This is a genomic window from Pseudomonas entomophila (assembly GCF_018417595.1).
Classification (GTDB): domain Bacteria; phylum Pseudomonadota; class Gammaproteobacteria; order Pseudomonadales; family Pseudomonadaceae; genus Aquipseudomonas; species Aquipseudomonas entomophila_C.
This window is the reverse complement of record NZ_CP070982.1, coordinates 3,022,523-3,040,935: the sequence shown is the minus strand read 5'-3', so window position 1 is coordinate 3,040,935 and position 18,413 is coordinate 3,022,523. Positions and strand designations below refer to the sequence as shown.

The window sequence follows — 18,413 nt, the reverse complement described above, 5'->3', positions numbered from 1 at the left end:
TGTTCATGGCACCAGCACCACGTCTTCGCTGTCGCTGCCGCCGCTGGCGCTGGTGACCTGCACCTTGGCCGGCGGGATGGGCGACAGCCCGGTGGTCAGGGTCTTCACCGCGCCGTTGCCGCTCAGGCTGCCGATCAGCGTGCCGTTGCCGGTGCGGGCGGTGAGCGCGGGCGGGCTGGTCTCGTCGCTGCTGCTGGCCACCAGGGTCAGCTGGCCGCTGGCCAGGCTGTATTCGGCACGGCTGATCACCACCAGGTCGGTCAGCGGCATCGGCGTGGTGGTCGGTGTGCTGCTGGCGATGGCCAGGCTGTTGTCGGCGGTCACCTGCAGGGTCAGCGGCAGGGTCGGGTTGAGCACTGACTGGCCGTACCAGGCGCCGGTGCCGTTGGCTTCACCGAGTGGCAGCGCCGGGTTCTGGCTGGACAGCGTCACCGTGGCCGGCGCGGGGGGCGCCATCACGAACACGTCCTGCTGGGCGCGCAGGTCGCCGTTCTCGGTGTGCCGCGAATAGGTGCTGCGCTGCGGGATCAACGGGGTGGGGCGGGTGACCGTGGACAGCTTGCCGGACACTGCGAACAGCTCGGTGCGCAGGTCGAGGCCGTTGGGGCCTTCGATGCGCACGAAGTTGGTGTTGAACGGGCTGCCGGTGACCGGCTCCGACAGGTTCGGGTCGCCGACGAAGCGCTCGCTGGCGCCGTTGCTGGGGTTGGTCTCGGTGTAGGGGCCGTTGACGCTGCGCAGGAACGGCCCGATATCGCCTTTGAGCGCACCGGTATGGTCACCCGGCGAGCCAATGCCGATATCGCGGGTCATGTTGATTGCCCGGCGCCCCGGGGTTTGCACGTCGAACACCTCCACGCCATAGGGGTGGGTGATCACGTAGGTGCCGGCCACCGGCACATCGACGCGGATGCGCACCCGGGCGAAGCTGACCTGGTCGCCATCCACCGGCTCCTCGGCGCTGAACGCCGCCTCGATGGCCGAGACGTAGCCCAGGTCGATGCCGCGGGCGGCGTCGACGAGCGCGGCGTCGGCGGTGAACCAGAACGCTTCGTCGGGGAAGTTGCTGGGGAAGACGATGGGCTGGGTGTCGTCGAACACCCCGGGGGTGGGCAGCAGCGTGCACATGTACGACGGCGCGCCGGGGGCACCGGCCACCCGTGAGCTCACGGCCTTGGACAGGCACAGGTCGAGGGTGCGGCCATGGCTGTCCTGGAACCAGGCCGGGAACTTGCCGTTGGGCAGGGTGTAGGGCCCGCTGTCGACCGCGTACAGCGCAGCCTGGGCCGGGAGCTGGAGCAGGCCGGCGAAGATCGCCACGGCCAGCGGATGGGGTTTGGGTCGATGCATGACTCGCTTCCTCCTGCGAACGGGCCCAGGGGATGGGGCGTCTGGGGAGGAGTCGGCAACAGTTGTGCCAGGTTTTCTTGGGGGCGGTTTCGAGGCTCTGGGGCAATGGTTTCAGCGTTGTGCTGGATCGCCCGGCAAGGTATTGCAGGTGGGCAAGTAGACCCAGGATTGGGGAATGGTGCCAGGCGTACTTGGGGAGATTGCGTGATGGCGGCAAGGGTCCGTCGATAGATTTTTTGCGGCTGTGAGATCGAGCGCCGCCCGCGCGGCGCATCGCGGATGAATCCGCTCCTACATCGGTTGCAACGTACCGCACCTGTGAGGCCATGGTTGTCAGCCCTGGCGCAAGGCGTGAGTCAGGTGGGGAGTCGGTAGCGCCAGCCGAAAGACCGCGTCGAACCAACAAGGCGAACAACCATGGCCTATCGGTCATGGCCACGTTGCAACAAATGTAGGAGCGGATTCATCCGCGATGCGCCGCGCGGGCGGCGCTCGGTCTGATAGGCGCTGCATCTCTCTCGGCATGCACCTGATGACTCTCGACCATTTCTGACGCACACTGCCAAAAAATCCGATGCCCGTTGCCCTGCCTGACCAGGGCACAACTGGAGCACGCAATGGCGCGACAAACACCAATAACAACCGCCCATGACCCGCTGCACGAATCCCGCCTGGCCCGCCTGCGGCTGGCCAGCGAGGGCGAATTGCCCTCGGGCGTGCTGCGCGACGAAATCGACGCCTCCTGGCGCCGCAGCCTGGGCCATGGCCTGGACTGCCTGCAGGGCGAGCAGGTGGGCCTGGGCATTCGCCATGGCCTGGACCTGGGCGCGCTGCTCGAACACAACCGCCTGCTGATCGACGCGGTCACCCCCGAACTGGACTACCTGGTCAAGCGCCAGGGCAAGAGCGGCATCGTCATCCTCGGCGACGCCCAGGCCAACGTGCTGGCCATCGAGGGGCAGAAACACGTGCTGCAGCGCGAGGGCCTGCGCGACCTGCACCCCGGCAGTTGCTGGAGCGAGGCACTGCGCGGCACCAACGCCATCGGCACGGCAGTGGTCGAAGGCCAGCCGACCCTGATCAACTGCGGCGAGCACTACCTCGACCGCCTCAGCCCGTTTTCCTGCACCTCGGTGCCGCTGCGCGACCCGCACGGCGAGGTGATCGGCGTGCTCGACGTGACCCGTGAAGGGGTGATGGCGCAACCCCAGGACAACCTGTCCACCTTGCTGCTGGCCGCCGGCAATATCGAGAGCCGGCTGTTCGGGCTGTGTCACCCCGAACACCTGGTGCTGGCCTTCCATTGCCGCCCCCAGTACCTGGCCAGTGCCTGGCAGGGGCTGCTGGCCTTGAGCCTGGATGGCGAAGTCCTGGCCGCCAACGACAATGCCTGCCAGCTGTTGCAGGTGGCGCGCGCGGCGCTGCTCGGGCGCCGCTGCAGCGACCTGCTGGGCGAGCGCTCGCCAGCCTTCATCGCCCGCCTCTGGCAGGGCGGGACGAGCAGCGTGCAGACCGCCAAGGGCGAGTTCTTCTTCCGTGCCCTGCAGATGCCTCGCCATGGCCAGGTCAACGGCACGCCAGTGCACGGCAAGCCGCACGCGCCACCGAAAACCCAGGCGCTGGAAGCCCTGGCCGGTGGCGACGCACGCCTGGCCCGGGCCCTGCGCATGGCCCGCCAGGGGCTGGCCAATGGCCTGCCGGTGCTGCTGCTGGGTGAGACCGGTACCGGCAAGGAGGTCGCGGCCCGCGCCCTGCACCAGGCCGGCCCGAGGGCCGACAAACCCTTTGTCGCGGTCAACTGCGCGGCGATTCCCGAAGGCCTGATCGAGTCCGAGCTGTTCGGCTACCGCGAGGGCGCTTTCACAGGTTCACGCCGCGGCGGCATGGTCGGGCGGTTGATGCAGGCCCATGGCGGCACCTTGTTCCTCGACGAGATCGGCGACATGCCACTGGCCTTGCAGGCCCGACTGCTGCGTGTGCTGCAGGAGCGCCGGGTGGCGCCGCTGGGGGCGGGTGACGAACAGGAAATCGATGTGGCGCTGATCTGCGCCACCCACCGCGACCTCAAGCGCCTGGTCAACGAACAACAGTTCCGCGAAGACCTCTACTACCGCGTCAACGGCGTCTCCCTGCGCCTGCCGGCCCTGCGCGAGCGCGACGACCTGGCGGCGATCATCCAGGGCCTGCTGGACAAGTCCGGCGCCCGCGGCGTGAGCCTGGACACCGCCCTGGCCGCATTGCTCGAAGGCTTCGACTGGCCGGGCAATATCCGCCAGCTGGAAATGGTCGTGCGCACTGCGTTGGCCATGCGCGAAGACAACGAGCCGGTGCTGACCCTCGACCACTTGACCGACAGCCTGCTCGACGAACTGGCCAGCGGCGCGGCGCCGTCCGGCAGCCTGCGTGACAGTGAGCTGGAGCAGATCCGCAGCGCCCTGGCCCGGCACCAGGGCAATGTCACGGCCGCCGCCCAGGCGCTGGGGATCAGCCGCGCGACCCTGTATCGCAAGCTCAAGCAATTGCGGGGTTGAGCGATGGGAGGATTGTTCTCACGGCTGATCGAGTCGAGCGACCCCGCGCTGATGCGCCAGGCGCTGGCCTGGCTGTACGGTTTCGTGCGCCCGCAGGGGCGGGCCATCGGCGTGCTGTTGGCGCTATCCTTCGCAGCCTCGTTGCTGGTGCTGGTGCAGCCCTGGCTGGTCAAGACCCTGATCGACGAAGGGCTGCTGGCTCGCGACTACCAGACGCTCTGGCACATGGCGGCGATCATGATCGCCGCCGGCCTGCTCGGCACGCTGCTGTCAGGTATCAACCGCTACCTGCACACCCGGCTGTCCGGGCGCATCCTGTTCGCCCTGCGCGACGACCTGTACCGGCACCTGCAACAACTGTCGCCGACCTTCTATGGCCAGCGTCGCACCGGCGACATCCTCTCGCGGCTGGACGGCGATGTCGCCGAGATCCAGCGCTTTGCCGTGGACTCGCTGTTCTCGGCGGTGTCGGCGGTGATCGGGCTGGTGGGCGCGGTGGCCCTGATGCTGATGCTGTCCTGGCAACTGTCGCTGCTGCTGGCGTTGCTGATCCCGCTGGAAGTGTTGTGGCTGCGCTGGATGCGGCGCAAGGTCGAACGGCAAGTGCGCAGCCTGCGCGAGCGCTCGGCGGATGTCTCGTCATTCCTGGTCGAGACCCTGCCGGCGATGAAGTTCATCCAGGCGTCCGGCCAGCAACCGCGCGAGGCCGAGCGCCTGGAGGGCCTGGGGCAGGGCTACATGAGCCAGCTGCTCAAGGTGCAGCTCACCGAGTTCGTCACCCAGGCGGTACCCGGCACGCTGACGTCCTGGTGCCGTGCCTGCGCCTTTCTGGTCGGTGGTTGGTGGGTGATCCAGGGCACCTGGCAGCTGGGTGCCCTGATTGCGTTCTCCACTTACCTGGGCATGGCCGTGGGGCCAGTGCAGAGCCTGCTGGGATTGTATGTCGCGGTGCAGCGCATGGCCGTCAGCCTGGGGCGGGTCATGGAGCTCAAGCGAGAGCCACTGGCGGTGCGGGAAACCGACGCGCCGCGGCCTATCCCCGATGGCCCCGGCGAGCTGCGCCTGGAGCGTGTGCGGTTCGCCCACGACCAGCGCCAGGGCGGCGTGCTCCAGGGTGTCGACGTGCGGCTGCCGGGTGGCCGCAAAATCGCCATCAGCGGCGCCTCGGGCGTCGGCAAGTCAACCCTGATCGACCTGTTGCAACGGTTCTACGACCCCCAGGAGGGGCGCATCCTGCTTGACGGCGTCGACCTGCGCGAGCTCGACCTGCAAGCGCTGCGCCGGCGCATCGTCGTGGTCAGCCAGGATATCGTGCTGTTCCGTGGCACCCTGGCCCACAACCTGGCCTACAGCACCCCGCAGGCCACCCGCGCACAACTGCAGGAAGTGGTGCGCCTGACCCGTCTGGACAGCTTGCTGGAAAGCCTGCCGCTGGGCCTGGACGGGCTGCTCGGCGAGCGCGGCCAGCAACTTTCCGGAGGGCAGAAGCAGCGTATCGCCATCGCCCGAGCACTGTTGCAGCAGCCGGCGATCCTGGTGCTCGACGAGGCCACCTCGGCGGTGGACGAAGCCACCGAACGCGAAGTCATCGCTGCCATCGATCAGCTTTTCGTCGGCCGCACGCGAATCCTCATCAGCCACCGTGCCTCGACCCTGGCCGATGCCGACCTGCACCTGGAACTGCGCGACGGCCGGCTGCTTGCCAAGGAGCCCATCGACAATGCCCCGTGAGTTGCGTATTGGCGTGGTCGACAGCGGTTGCCTGGCGGGGCAGTCGTTGTGCGCTGCGCGACGGTTCTGGCTGGAGGGCGGCCTGCTTCAGGAAGGCGAGGCCCAACCGGACGCGCTCGGCCATGGCAGCGCCGTGATCGAGCGCATTCGCGCCGAGGCCGGCGCAGTCCCTTTGATGATGGCGCAGGTGTTTACCCAACAATGGAGCACCAGCGCCCTGCAGGTGGCTGCGGCGCTGCTGTGGCTGGTGGAGGAGGGCGCGAGCGTGATCAACCTGAGCCTGGGGCTGCACCAGGACCGTCCGGTGCTGCGCCAGGCCTGTGCCGCCGCCCAGGCGGCCGGCGTGCTGCTCTGTGCCTCGAGCCCGGCACGGGGTGCGGCGGTGTATCCGGCCAGCTACCCTGGGGTGGTACGGGTTACCGGCGATGCGCGTTGCGCACCTGGCCAATGGTCGTGGCTGGGCACCGCCCAGGCCGACTTCGGCGCCTTTGTCGGTATGGCGGATGGCGCGGGTGCGAGCCAGGCCTGTGCCGCGTTGTCCGGGCGCATCGCGGCGTTGCTGCACGACAGGCCAGGGCTGGATCGCGTCGCGCTGTTCCAATGGCTGAAAGCCCATGCGGCGTTCAGTGGTCCTGAGCGCAAGGGCCTGGCGGATGAGTGAACAACCCATCCTCGTGCTCGGTGCGGGGCCTGCCGGCGCGGCGACGGCCTTGGGCCTGCGGCGCTTGGGCTACCCGGTGACGGTGGTGTCCGACTGGCGCCGCTTCGCCGCGCTCGAAGGCGTTTCGCAACGGGTCCTGGAGGGCTTGCGCCATGCAGGCCTGGGCGCCGCCCTGGCGCAGGCCACCACCCCGGCCGAACGGCAGGTGCATTGGAATGGCGAGCAACTGCGGCTGAACCAGGAGTTCCTGCTCGACCGCCAGCGGTTCGACCAGGCCCTGCGTGATGATTTGCACCGTGCGGGCGTCACGCTGATCGAGGGCCGGGTTCGCGAAGTGCTCGTTGATGCAGTTCACCAGGTACGCCTGGATGACGGCCAGATGTTGCACGCCGATTTCCTGGTCGAGGCCCGTGGCCGCCAGGCGCCGCTGGCCGACGGGCGGGTGCGCGGCCCGGAGACGGTGAGCCTGCTCAATGCCTGGCAATCCGCGCCCGGCTTGCCCGCGTCGGCGGTGGAGAGCCTGGACGATGGCTGGGCGTGGATGGCGCGCCTGGCCGATGGTCGCTGCTACTGGCAGGTCACCCTGGACGCGGCGACGGCCGGGCTGCCGGGCAAGGCGGCGCTGGCTGACTACTGCGCCGAGCGTCGGCGGCGTTCGGCGCTGGTTGCCCAGCTGTTCGACGAGCAGGCCCTGGCGCCGGCCAGCGTTCATGCGCGCAGCAGCACGGCGATCCTGGCGGGCGACTGCTGTGGCAAGGATTGGTTGCGGGTTGGCGATGCGGCGATGGCGGTCGACCCGCTGTCGGGCAACGGGATCTTCCAGTCGCTGTCGTCGGCCTTGCAGGCGCCCGGGGTGATCAACACCTTGCTCCAGCACCCGGCGCGCGCCGAGTTGGCACGGCGTTTCCACCAGTCTCGTATCGAGCAATTGTTCATGCGTTTTGCCCGGATCGGTCGGGACTTCCATGCCCAGGAGCGATCACGGGCCGCTGCGCCATTCTGGGCACGGCGCAGTGCGTGGCCGGACGCACAGCCGATCCATGTGCCGGCGAACTGGGACAGCGTGCGGGTCGAGTCCCGGCCGGTGTTGCGTGACGCGCTGGTGGAAGAGGCGCAGGTGGTGGTCACGGCGGACCAGCCGCTGGGTATCTGGCACCTGCAGGGCATCGAGTTGGCGCCGGTGGTACGGGCCGTCAAGGCTGGGCAACGCGTGGACGACTACCTGGCTACCTATTCTGAACAGCAGCGCTGGATGCTCAAGCGCTGGTTGGCCGAGCAGGGCCGGCTCCTACGGGGTTAGCGTTCGAGCGCTTGCTCCTGGGCCGGGACGGCGTAGGAAACGTAATAGGCCAGGCCCACGAAGATCGCGCCGCCCACCGCATTGCCGAGGAACACCGCTGCCAGGTTCTGCACCAGCTGGCCCCAGCTCAGGTAGCCGGCGAAGATCGCCGCCGGAATCAGGAACATGTTCGCCACCACGTGCTGGAAGCCGATGGCGACGAAGGCCATGATCGGGAACCAGATCCCGAGGATCTTGCCGCTGACCTCGCGGCTGGCGTACGACAACCACACCGCCAGGCACACCAGCCAGTTGCAGCCGATACCGGAAATGAAGGCATGCAGGAAATCGGCGCTGACCTTGCTGGTCGCCGCCGCGAGGGTCTTGCTCAGGTAGGGCCCTTCGGCCAGCCCCAGCAGGTGCCCGAAGCAATAGGCCACGAACAGCGCGCCCAGCAGGTTGGCCAAGGTCACCAGCAGCCAGTTGCGGGCGACCGCGCCGGGGCGGATGCGCCCGGCGAACATCGCCAGCGGCAGGCTCATCATGTTGCCGGTCAACAGTTCACCGCCTGCCAGGATCACCAGGATCAGGCCGATGGGGAACACCGCAGCGCCCAGCAGGGTGCCGAACGACGCCCAGGGCCCCGGGATCATCGTGCTGACATGGATCGCCAGCAGGAACCCGAGGGAGATGAACGCACCCGCCAGGAACCCGAGGATCAAGGTCGCGCGGGTAGGGAGGTGGGCCTTCTTGGCACCGGCTTCGATGACCAGTTCGGTGATCTGGGAGGGGGCATTGACAGACATTTCAACAACTCGGACGCAGGGACACAGGCACGGTCGATGGGCAGGCCGTGGGTCATATTTATAGGGGTAGGAACAGCTCAGGTACGGGCAGGCGGACTTGGCGGTAACTTCAGCAAAGCGTCGCTCATTATCTGGGGCAAATTGACGCAGTCAAATCGATAGGCTGGATCGACCGATAGATGTCATCTATGAGGGCATTGTTCGAGGATAAACTGTGCTATACCACACAGGCCGTGATGTTATTCCGCTAGTTGTCTTGCTGGCAATAACATGACTTCACATGAGCCTGTATAAGAAGGTGCGCATTATATGGACGACAACGCAACAGAGCCCCAGGCGGTCGATAGCCCGATCACCCGTAGCGCGATCTTCCTGGTGGCAACGCTCAACTCCGGTGATGACAGCCGTGACCGCGTGCGAGGGCTGTGTGGCGATATCGCTGCCCTGGTGCGTTCCGTGGGCAAGCGCGTGCCGTCAGGCAATCTTTCCTGCGTCATCGGTTTCGCCGACAGGGTATGGGAAGGGCTGTTCGGGCTACCGAAACCCGCTGGCTTGCACGGTTTTCGGGAGTTTGGCGAGGGCGAGCGCGTTGCCGTCGCCACACCGGGCGATCTGCTGCTGCACATTCGTGCCGAACACATGGACTTGTGTTTCGAACTGGCGTCGCAACTGATCAAGCGCCTGGGTTCAGCGGTGACGGTGGTCGATGAGGTCCAGGGTTTCCGTTATTTCGACATGCGCAGCATCATCGGCTTCGTCGATGGCACCGAGAACCCGGGCCCGCGGGAAGTGGAGAAGTTCACCCTGGTCGGTAATGAAGACCCTGAATTTACCGGCGGCAGTTATGTACTGGTGCAGAAGTACCTGCATGACATGGCGGGCTGGGAGAAGTTGTCCACCACCGAGCAGGAACTCATTATCGGCCGCACCAAATTGTCCGATATCGAATTGGACGATGATGTGAAGCCCAGTTGTTCACACAGCTCGCTGACCACACTCGAAGAAGACGGCAAGGAGATCAAGATACTGCGCGACAACATGCCATTTGGCCGCCCGGGTGCCGGTGAGTTCGGTACTTATTTCATCGGCTATGCCCGCTCGCCCGCGCCGATCGAGCAGATGCTGGAGAACATGTTCGTCGGTAAGCCACCGGGCAACTACGATCGCCTGCTCGATTTCAGCCGTGCGGTCACTGGTGGCTTGTTCTTCGTGCCGGCGGTGGATTTCCTCGAGCAGTTTGGCGAGTAGGGGCGAGCAGCGCCCGCCCCAAGCCTTTCAGCTGCGGATGAACGCCAGCAGGTCGGCGTTGATCACGTCGGCGTTGGTGGTGGGCATCCCATGGGGGAAGCCGGCGTAGGTCTTCAGCGTCCCGTTGGGCAGCAACTTGGCGGACAGCGGCCCCGAGTTCTCGTAAGGCACGATCTGGTCATCGTCACCGTGCATCACCAGCACCGGGATCGTCACTTTCTTCAGGCTTTCGGTGAAGTCGGTCTGGGAGAAGGCGACGATGCCGTCATAGTGGGCAATGGCGCAGCCCATCATGCCCTGGCGCCACCAGTTGAGCACCACGCCCTGGTCCGCCTTGGCGCCGGGGCGGTTGTAACCGTAGAACGGGCCGGCCGGGATATCGTGGTAGAACTGCGCCCGGTTGGCCTTGAGCTGGGCCTGCAGGCCATCGAACACCGACTTGTCGAGCCCGCCTGGGTTGCTGGCGGTTTTCACCATGATCGGCGGGACGGCGCTGATGATGGCGGCTTTCCTGACCGGGTCTTCGGTGTGCCGGGCAATGTAGTGGATGACCTCGCCGCCACCGGTCGAGTGCCCCACGTGGATGGCGCCCTGAACGCCCAGGTGTTGCACCACCGCGGCCACGTCATCGGCGTAGTGGTCCATGTCGTGGCCGTTCCACACCTGGCTGGAGCGCCCGTGCCCACGGCGGTCATGGGCGACGACCCGATACCCGTGGGCCAGGAAGAACAGCATCTGCGCATCCCAGTCGTCGGCGCTCAACGGCCAGCCATGGTGGAAGAAGATGACCTGGGCATCGCGGGGGCCCCAGTCTTTGTAGAAGATCTCGACACCTTCTTTGGTCGTGACGTATCCCATTTCGCTTCTCCTGTTCGAGGTCTGAGGATTGCACATGTGGTGCGGGGCCACTTGGCCACGCCGCCACTGTAGGATTAAAGTGCGCTTTAAGGTCAACGCGTTTTCGAGGTGCCAGATGAGAATAGGAGAGCTTGCAAAAATTACCGGTCTTGCGCCTTCGCGAATCCGTTTCTACGAGGCCAGCGGGCTGATCCGCACGGTCGGGCGCAAGGCCAATGGCTACCGTGACTACACCGACGATGCGGTGTGGGTGCTGGAAATGATCACCAGCGCCCAGGCGGCGGGCTTTTCCCTGGAAGAAATCCGCCAGTTGCTGCCGGTGAACGCCAGCGGCTGGCAGCATGGCGAACTGCTCGACGGGCTCAAGCGCAAGGTCGAGGAGATCGACCTGTTGCAGCAGCGCCTGGCACGCAACAAGGCGCAGTTGCTGCTGGTGATCGACGGCATCGAGAGCAAGCCCGAAGGCATGCAGTGCGTGGACAACACCCAGCGGGTGCTGGACCGCCTGCGCGAGGACCTCGCCGCGAGCAAGGCTGGCGGCGGCAACTGAGCCGGCGCCTCAGTTGCCCTTGCCCAGCAATGCCAGTGGCTTGGGCGCGTAGAGCGCGCTCTGGAATGCCGGCACGTACTCGTACTTGACCATCTTGCCCAGGCCCAGCGAGCGGATGTAGCTCGCCAGGCTGCCATCGCCCAACTGCATCTGTACCGAATCCGCGTTCGTGCTGCTGGCATGGCGGGTCTGCCGGGACGTGGCGTAGCCGTAGGTCAACTGGCCGGCGTGGTCGAGGTTGGTGAAGCTGTTGGTGACCATGCCGACGTCGTCGGACACCTCGTCGAGCTTGTTCGCCTTGAACACCACATCCACCTTGCCGGTCTGGTTGTCGACGATGTCGTAGGTCACCGTGCCAGCATCTTCATGGCGGTCGATGCCCGTCAGCCATTTCGGCAGGTTGTAGCCGACCACGCCACGCACCCGGGCCAGCTCGGTGTTCACCGGCAGCTTCAGCACATAGCCCCAGAAGTCCTTCGACATCGACTGCCCGATCAAGGTGATGGGGCCGAGGTTCGCCTTGCCCGGCTGGTTGGTGATGATCGACAGGGCGACCTCGTTGTAGCTGTCGTTGTCGCAGTAGTCGTAGGTGTAGGCGGTGAACGCCACCAGGCCGCGCCCAGGCCACACCTGCAGCGGCTGCACCTGCTCCAGCACCTTGGCCGGCATCAGGGCGCGCAGGCGCTCGAGGTCGGCGGTGTACACCGCGGTGACCCGGCTGTTGCGGTAGTAGAAGTTCGGCGAGTAGGACGTGAAGCCGATATCGACCTTGGTCTTGGGCAAGGTCTTGAACCAGCTCAGGTCCAGCTCCGGTGCCTGCGCCTGGATCACCGACAGGGGCGGGTTGGAGCGGTAGCGGTCGTACAGCCCGCCCTTGAGCACGGGCACCGGGTGGCCGGCGATGTCGATCACCGTGGTGTCGGCTGTGTCCGCCAGGGCGCTGCCCGCGCAGGGCGCCAAGAGCATTCCGGTCATTGCCGCAACAGTTGCAAGTTTCACAGTTCGAGCTCTCCAGGGTTGAATGCGGGATCACCCTAACGTTCAACGCAACTTTAATGTCAAGCGCCGTTTCGGCGTGTCGCCTTGCGCTTGACCTTGAAGTTGACTTGAAGGCTAACGTCAGGGGTACCGATCACCCGCAGGAATGGCTCCATGACCAAGCGCATCGTGCATGTCGTCACCAACGTCGCCCATTACACCGACCCGAACGAACCGACCGGGCTGTGGCTGGGGGAGCTCACCCATGCCTGGCAGGTATTCGCGGCCAAGGGCTACGAACAACGCCTGGTCAGTCCCAAGGGCGGCAAGTCGCCCCTGGAACCGCGCTCGCTGAAATGGCCATTGCTCGATGGCACCGGCAAGGCCTGGTTGAACGACCCGGTCAGCCTGGCGCTGCTGGACAACACCGCCAGGCCTGAAGACCTGGTGGCGGCAGACTTCGATGCCATCTATTTCACCGGTGGCCATGCCGTGATGTGGGATTTTCCGGACGACCCGGGCCTGCAGCGCCTGACCCGCGAGATCTACGAACAGGGTGGCGTCGTTGCCTCGGTGTGCCATGGCTTCTGTGGCTTGCTCAATACGCGATTGTCCGATGGCAGCCTGCTGGTGAAGGGGCGGCGCCTGACTGGCTATGCCTGGATAGAGGAAGTGCTGGCGGGCGTCGCGGGCAAGGTGCCTTACAACGCCGAGGCGTTGATGCGCGAGCGCGGCGCACGCTACGAGAAGGCGTTGTTGCCGTTCACCTCCAAAGTGGTGGTGGACGGGCGCCTGGTCACCGGGCAGAACCCGCAGTCGGCCAAGGCCACGGCGCAACGTGTGGAGGCGTTGCTTCGAGGGTAGGGCGCCGCTGGCGCGCCGCATCGCGGATGAATCCGCTCCTACATGCGACGCAACTTCCTCTGTAGGGGCGGATTTATCCGCGATGCGCCGCGCCAGCGGCGCTCGATCTGATAGGCGCTGCCCCTCCCGCCGAATACTCTGATATATCCGAAACGAATATCCATAGCCATAAAAGTTACCAATCGAACTGATACGGAGTATCAATTTAGCGATCACGACCCACTTCCTTACCCTCTGTCAGGCGCACCAAAGACGCCTGATAGAGCCATTAGGAGTAGATTCATGATCCCTTCCCTCAAGCTGTTCCAGCCCGGCCGCCTGCTGGTAGCGGCCAGCCTCGCCACCAGCCTGCTGTCGATGTCCGTGCAGGCCGCCACCCTGACCCGCGACAATGGCGCCCCGGTGGGCGACAACCAGAACTCGCAGACCGCCGGCCCCAACGGTTCGGTGCTGTTGCAGGATGTGCAACTGCTGCAAAAGCTGCAGCGCTTCGACCGCGAGCGCATCCCCGAGCGCGTGGTGCATGCCCGCGGCACCGGTGCCCACGGCCAGTTCACCGCCAGCGCCGACATCAGCGACCTGAGCATGGCCAAGGTATTCCGCCCCGGCGAAAAGACCCCGGTGTTCGTGCGCTTCTCCTCGGTGGTGCATGGCAACCACTCCCCCGAAACCCTGCGCGACCCGCGCGGCTTCGCCACCAAGTTCTACACCGCCGATGGCAACTGGGACCTGGTCGGCAACAACTTCCCGACCTTCTTCATCCGTGACGCGATCAAGTTCCCGGACATGGTCCACGCCTTCAAGCCCGATCCGCGCAGCAACCTCGACGACGATTCGCGCCGCTTCGACTTCTTCTCTCATGTACCCGAAGCCACCCGCACCCTGACCCTGCTGTATTCCAACGAAGGCACCCCGGCCAGCTACCGCGAGATGGACGGCAACAGCGTGCACGCCTACAAGCTGGTCAACGCCAAGGGCGAGACGCACTACGTGAAATTCCACTGGAAGAGCCTGCAAGGGCAGAAGAACCTCGACCCGAAACAGGTCGAGCAAGTTCAGGGCCGCGACTACAGCCACATGACCCACGACCTGGTCAGCGCGATCGGCAAGGGCAACTTCCCGAAATGGGACCTGTATATCCAGGTGCTCAAGCCTGAAGAACTGGCAAAGTTTGACTTCGACCCGCTGGACGCCACCAAGATCTGGCCCGGCGTGCCCGAGCGCAAGATCGGCCAGATGGTGCTCGACCGCAACGTCGACAACTTCTTCCAGGAGACCGAACAGGTCGCCATGGCGCCGTCGAACCTGGTGCCGGGCATCGAGCCGTCCGAGGACCGCCTGCTGCAAGGCCGTCTGTTCGCCTACGCCGACACCCAGATGTACCGGATCGGCGCCAATGGCCTGAGCCTGCCGGTCAACCGTCCGCGCGCCGAGGTGAACAGCATCAACCAGGATGGCGCGATGAACGCCGGCCGCACCGACAGTGGCGTGAACTATCAACCGAGCCGCCGCCAGCCGCGGGATGAGCAGGCCAGCGCCCGCTACGTCGCGACCCCGCTCAGCGGCAGTACCCAGCAGGCGAAGATCCAGCGCGAGCAGAACTTCAAGCAGACCGGCGAACTGTTCCGTTCGTACGGCAAGAAGGACCAGGCCGACCTGATCAACAGCCTGGGCGCGGCACTGGCGACTGCGGACGAGGAGAGCCGCTACATCATGCTGTCGTTCTTCTACAAGGCCGACAGCGATTACGGCACGGGCCTGGCCAAGGTGGCCAAAGCCGACCTGAAACGGGTCCAGCAGTTGGCGGCGAAGCTGCAGGACTGATGACGTAGGAGCGGCTTCACCCGCGATGCAGGCGACGCGGTGTCTGATACCCGCTTCGCGGATGATCGCGACTGAAGCCGCTCCTACAAAGGCCGCGCCAAATCAATCAGTTATGTTCTGTTCCATTGGAGGAGACCACCATGCGGGCATGGTTTCTTGCGGCTCTGGTCGGGCTGACGACGATGACTGCTCAGGCTGATGCGCAGGGCTTGGCCGTCGAGCAGCGCTTGCGCGACTACTTTTTCGATGCGTCGCGACGCGGCGATCAGGCCATGCTGCGGACATTCATCGAGGCCGGGTTCGACCTGAACGTGCGTGATGCGAAGGGCTACACCGGCCTGATCCTGGCGGCCTATCACGGCCAGGGCGAAACCGTCGAGCAACTGCTGGCGGCCGGTGCCGACCCTTGCGTGCAGGATCTGCGCGGCAACACGGCCCTGATGGGAGCGATCTTCAAGGGCGAGGTGCGTATCGCCCGGCGCCTGATCGACGCCCCCTGCAGCCCAGACCAGCACAACGCCTCCGGGCAGACGGCGGCGATGTACGCCGCGCTGTTCCAGCGCACCGAAGTGCTGCAGGCCCTGCAGGCGCGCGGCGCAGACCTGGACGCACGGGATGCCATGGGCAACACCGTGGGTAGCCTGCAACGCGGCGAGGTGAGGGGCACGCCTGCGGCGCCTTGAAATCCCGTCGTTACAGGTGCAGAATTCGCGTAATTACATGGTACGTACCACGGTACGAAACTTCGGGAGCGAACATGGCCAGGACCGGAATCGACAAGGCAGCAGTGCAGCGTGCGCGGCAATTGTTGATTGCCCGGGGCGTGCATCCGAGTATCGATGCAGTACGTATCGAATTGGGCAATACCGGCTCGAAAACCACGATTCATCGTTATCTGAAAGAGCTGGAACCCGTAAGCTTCAACGGCATGGCCAGCCTCAGCGAACCGTTGGCCAAGTTGGTGGAACAACTGGCGACACAATTGCAAGAGGAGGGGCAGGCACGCATCGATGCCGCCCAGGCCGAGGTGGACAACCAGCGCCGGGCGCTGCAGTCGCAACTGCAGCTGGCCCGGCAGGCCTTGAGTGAACTGCAGGTGCGCCTGACGGACAAGGAACAACAAGTCCGCTCATTGGAAGAGAAGCACCGCCAGGCCCATGAAGACATCGAGCATTTGCGTGCCAGCAACCGAGAGCAACGCGAACAGGACCAGCGCCGCCATGAGACTCAGGTTCGCCAGTTGCAGGGGCAGTTGCAGACCGTTCAATTGGGCATGAGCGCGCGCCAGGAAGAATTGACTCGGCTGCACCGCGACAATGAGCGATTGCAGGCCGAGCAACGCCAGGCGCAGTCGGAGCGCAAGATGATGGGTGAACAACTGGAGCAACGCGATGCCCAGGTGCAAGGCTTGCGCGCCATCCTTGGCCAGGCCCAGGGAGCGAGCGAGGAGATACGCCGGCAACTGGAGGCGGAACGTGAACGCTGTGCCGAGCAGGACCGGCAGCTGGCGCGACTGGCGGCGCGCACTCCTCTGTAGGGGCGGCCTTGTGCCGCGAACGGGCCGCAAAGCGGCCCCCTGCGATCTTTGCTGAAGGCTGAAATCCTGGGGCCGCTGCGCAGCCCTTTCGCGGTACGTGCCTACAGGGACTGTGCCAAACGAGAAATCCTTACTCGGGCCGCTTGAGCACCAACGTCAGAATGTCATAGCTGGCCACCAGCTCACCCAGCTGGTTGGTCACCTCCACATCCCACGCCACCACCCCTTGCGGCTGCCCCTGCGGGCTGGTCTTGCCCTGGTCGATGCGGCGCTTGCAGGTCAGCCGTGCCTGAATCGTGTCGCCGATCCCGACCGGCGTAATGAAGCGCAGGGTGTCGAGCCCGTAGTTGGCCAGCACCGGCCCTTCGCCCGGAGAGACGAACAACCCGGCCGCCGCCGACAACACGAAGTAGCCGTGGGCAATGCGCTTGCCGAACTGCGACTGCTTCGCCGCGATCTCGTCGAAGTGCATATAGAAATGATCACCCGACAGGCAACCGAAGTTGACCAGGTCGGCTTCGGTCACAGTGCGCCGGTGGGTGAGTAGCGACTCGCCAATGCGCAGGTCGTCGAAGTAACGGCGGAACGGGTGCACTTCGGTCTCTATCACTTCGGCGCCACGCACGTATTCGCCGGTTACCGCCATCAGCATGCTCGGCGAGCCCTGGACTGCAGCGCGCTGCAGGTAATGCTTGACCGCGCGCAAACCGCCCAGCTCCTCGCCGCCGCCTGCGCGGCCGGGCCCGCCGTGCTTGAGTTGTGGTAACGGCGAGCCATGCCCGGTGGACTCCTTGGCCGCCTCGCTGTCGAGCACCAGCAGCCGCCCATGCCAGGCCGCCGCCACCGGGATGGCCTTGGCCGCCACGGCGCGGTCGGCGGTGACCAGCGACGCCACCAGGCTGCCCTTGCCCCGGGCGGCCAGGGCCAGCGCCTCGTCGAGGTCGTCATAGGCCATCAACGTGCTCACCGGGCCGAACGCCTCGATGTCGTGGGCGCCACCCTCGGCGTGCGGGTCGCGGGCCAGCAGCAGGGTCGGGGCGAAGAAGGCGCCTTCGGCCACGCCATCGCCGACCGGGTTGAAACCGTCACTGGCGCCCAGCAGTTGATCGCAACTTTCCAGCAGCATTCGCACCCGCTCGGCGACATCGCGCTGCTGGTCGTGGGACGCCAACGCGCCCATGCGCACGCCTTCCACCGACGGGTCGCCGACCACCACCTTGCGCAGGCGTTCGCGCAGGCGTGTGGCCACCGCATCGATGTGCCTGGCCGGGACAATGGCGCGGCGGATCGCCGTGCATTTCTGCCCGGCCTTGGTGGTCATCTCCCGCGCCACCTCCTTGATGTACAGCTCGAACTCCTCGCTGTCGGGGCTGACGTCCGGGCCGAGGATGGCGCAGTTGAGCGAGTCGGCCTCGGCGGTGAATGGTACCGAGTGGCGCACCAGGTTCGGGGTGACGCGCAATTTCGCGGCCGTGTCGGCGGAGCCGGTGAAGGTCACCACGTCCTGGCCTTGCAGGCGGTCGAGCAGGTCGCCGGCGCTGCCGATCACCAGTTGCAAGCTGCCAGCCGGCAGCAGGCCCGATTCATTCATCAGGCGCACCACGGCTTCGGTGAGGTAGCTGGTCGAGGTGGCAGGCTTGACGATGCACGGCATGCCGGCAAGGAAAGTCGGGGCGAACTTCTCCAGCATGCCCCAGATCGGGAAGTTGAAGGCGTTGATATGCACGGCCACACCGGCGCGCGGCACCAGGATGTGGCTGCCGGCGAAGTGCCCGTTCTTGCCCAGCGGGATCGCCGGGCCTTCATGCACCAGGTTGCCGGACGGCAGTTCGCGCCGGCCCATGCTCGCATAGGCGAACAACGTGGCATTGCCGCCCTCGATATCGATCCAGCTGTCGGCGCGGGTGGCGCCGCTGTGGTGGGACAGGGCGTAGAGCTGTTCCTTGCGCTCGGCCAGGTACAGCGCCAGGGCCTTGAGCCTGGCGGCGCGTTGCTGGAAGTCCATCGCCAGCAATTGCCGTAGGCCTTGGGCCCGGGCGAAGTCAACGGCCTCGGCGAAGTCCGGGCGTTCTTCGTGGCTGTAGGCCAGGACATGGCCGTCAAGGGCGCTGCGCAGGGCCTGGGCGCCGTGCTGGCCGAGCCAGCGGCCGGCGATGAAACTTTGCAGGGTAGGGGCGGCGGACATGCTGTTCTCCT

At 65.8% G+C, this 18,413-nt stretch carries 15 protein-coding genes; 10 read left to right on the top strand and 5 right to left on the bottom strand.

What is annotated here, in order from left to right; all coding sequences use genetic code 11:
• Nucleotides 1–3 precede the first annotated feature (3 nt).
• The gene (locus JYG34_RS13490) at nt 4–1,350 is read right to left on the bottom strand and encodes a hypothetical protein (RefSeq protein WP_213656913.1); all 1,347 of its coding nucleotides are present in this window, start codon (nt 1,348–1,350) and stop codon (nt 4–6) included.
• A 617-nt stretch (nt 1,351–1,967) separates the two neighbouring features.
• Here JYG34_RS13490 and JYG34_RS13485 point away from each other — a divergent pair.
• The 4 genes from JYG34_RS13485 to qhpG are packed head-to-tail and all read left to right on the top strand — an operon-like array spanning nt 1,968 to nt 7,573.
• Nucleotides 1,968–3,881 (top strand): sigma-54-dependent Fis family transcriptional regulator, encoded by a 1,914-nt coding sequence (locus JYG34_RS13485; protein WP_213656912.1) that lies wholly within the window; start codon nt 1,968–1,970, stop codon nt 3,879–3,881.
• A gap of 3 nt (nt 3,882–3,884) precedes the next feature.
• Nucleotides 3,885–5,612 (top strand): ABC transporter ATP-binding protein, encoded by a 1,728-nt coding sequence (locus JYG34_RS13480; protein ID WP_213656911.1) that lies wholly within the window; start codon nt 3,885–3,887, stop codon nt 5,610–5,612.
• Complete coding sequence (qhpE, locus tag JYG34_RS13475; RefSeq protein ID WP_213656910.1) at nt 5,602–6,273, top strand: subtilisin-like serine protease QhpE; 672 nt, start codon at nt 5,602–5,604, stop codon at nt 6,271–6,273. The genes JYG34_RS13480 and qhpE overlap by 11 nt, the downstream gene beginning before the upstream one ends.
• Nucleotides 6,266–7,573 carry a flavin-dependent monooxygenase QhpG gene (gene qhpG / locus JYG34_RS13470; protein WP_213656909.1) on the top strand — a complete coding sequence of 436 codons (1,308 nt, stop codon included), beginning with the start codon at nt 6,266–6,268 and terminating at the stop codon, nt 7,571–7,573. The genes qhpE and qhpG overlap by 8 nt, the downstream gene beginning before the upstream one ends.
• On the opposite strand, the gene JYG34_RS13465 is transcribed toward qhpG, so the two are convergent.
• On the bottom strand, nt 7,570–8,358 hold the full coding sequence (locus JYG34_RS13465) for a formate/nitrite transporter family protein (RefSeq protein ID WP_213656908.1): 789 nt from the start codon (nt 8,356–8,358) through the stop codon (nt 7,570–7,572). The genes qhpG and JYG34_RS13465 overlap by 4 nt on opposite strands.
• Nucleotides 8,359–8,667: 309 nt before the next feature.
• Between JYG34_RS13465 and JYG34_RS13460 the strand changes: the two genes are divergently transcribed.
• Complete coding sequence (locus JYG34_RS13460; RefSeq protein ID WP_213656907.1) at nt 8,668–9,606, top strand: Dyp-type peroxidase; 939 nt, start codon at nt 8,668–8,670, stop codon at nt 9,604–9,606.
• Between the two features lie 27 nt (nt 9,607–9,633).
• On the opposite strand, the gene JYG34_RS13455 is transcribed toward JYG34_RS13460, so the two are convergent.
• The gene (locus JYG34_RS13455; protein ID WP_213656906.1) at nt 9,634–10,464 is read right to left on the bottom strand and encodes an alpha/beta fold hydrolase; all 831 of its coding nucleotides are present in this window, start codon (nt 10,462–10,464) and stop codon (nt 9,634–9,636) included.
• 115 nt (nt 10,465–10,579) lie between these two features.
• On the opposite strand from JYG34_RS13455, the gene JYG34_RS13450 reads away from it, so the two are divergent.
• Nucleotides 10,580–11,014, top strand: a complete 435-nt coding sequence (locus JYG34_RS13450) for a MerR family transcriptional regulator (RefSeq protein ID WP_213656905.1) — start codon at nt 10,580–10,582, stop codon at nt 11,012–11,014.
• 9 nt (nt 11,015–11,023) lie between these two features.
• Here the strand turns inward: JYG34_RS13450 and JYG34_RS13445 are convergent, their stop codons facing one another.
• Nucleotides 11,024–11,989 carry an acetoacetate decarboxylase (ADC) gene (locus JYG34_RS13445; RefSeq protein WP_213656904.1) on the bottom strand — a complete coding sequence of 322 codons (966 nt, stop codon included), beginning with the start codon at nt 11,987–11,989 and terminating at the stop codon, nt 11,024–11,026.
• 177 nt (nt 11,990–12,166) lie between these two features.
• On the opposite strand from JYG34_RS13445, the gene JYG34_RS13440 reads away from it, so the two are divergent.
• The 4 genes from JYG34_RS13440 to JYG34_RS13425 all read left to right on the top strand — a co-directional run bounded on the left by JYG34_RS13440 (nt 12,167) and on the right by JYG34_RS13425 (nt 16,217).
• Complete coding sequence (locus JYG34_RS13440) at nt 12,167–12,856, top strand: type 1 glutamine amidotransferase domain-containing protein (protein ID WP_213656903.1); 690 nt, start codon at nt 12,167–12,169, stop codon at nt 12,854–12,856.
• Between the two features lie 282 nt (nt 12,857–13,138).
• Nucleotides 13,139–14,680 carry a catalase KatB gene (gene katB / locus JYG34_RS13435; protein WP_213656902.1) on the top strand — a complete coding sequence of 514 codons (1,542 nt, stop codon included), beginning with the start codon at nt 13,139–13,141 and terminating at the stop codon, nt 14,678–14,680.
• A 140-nt stretch (nt 14,681–14,820) separates the two neighbouring features.
• A complete protein-coding gene (locus JYG34_RS13430) occupies nt 14,821–15,363 on the top strand; it encodes an ankyrin repeat domain-containing protein (protein WP_213656901.1) in 543 nt (180 codons plus the stop codon).
• A 74-nt stretch (nt 15,364–15,437) separates the two neighbouring features.
• A complete protein-coding gene (locus JYG34_RS13425; RefSeq protein ID WP_213656900.1) occupies nt 15,438–16,217 on the top strand; it encodes a DNA-binding protein in 780 nt (259 codons plus the stop codon).
• Nucleotides 16,218–16,347: 130 nt separating this feature from the next.
• Here JYG34_RS13425 and paaZ read toward each other — a convergent pair whose 3' ends face one another.
• Nucleotides 16,348–18,402: a phenylacetic acid degradation bifunctional protein PaaZ gene (paaZ, locus tag JYG34_RS13420; RefSeq protein WP_213656899.1), complete on the bottom strand. Its 2,055-nt coding sequence runs from the start codon at nt 18,400–18,402 to the stop codon at nt 16,348–16,350.
• Between the last annotated feature and the right edge of the window lie 11 nt (nt 18,403–18,413).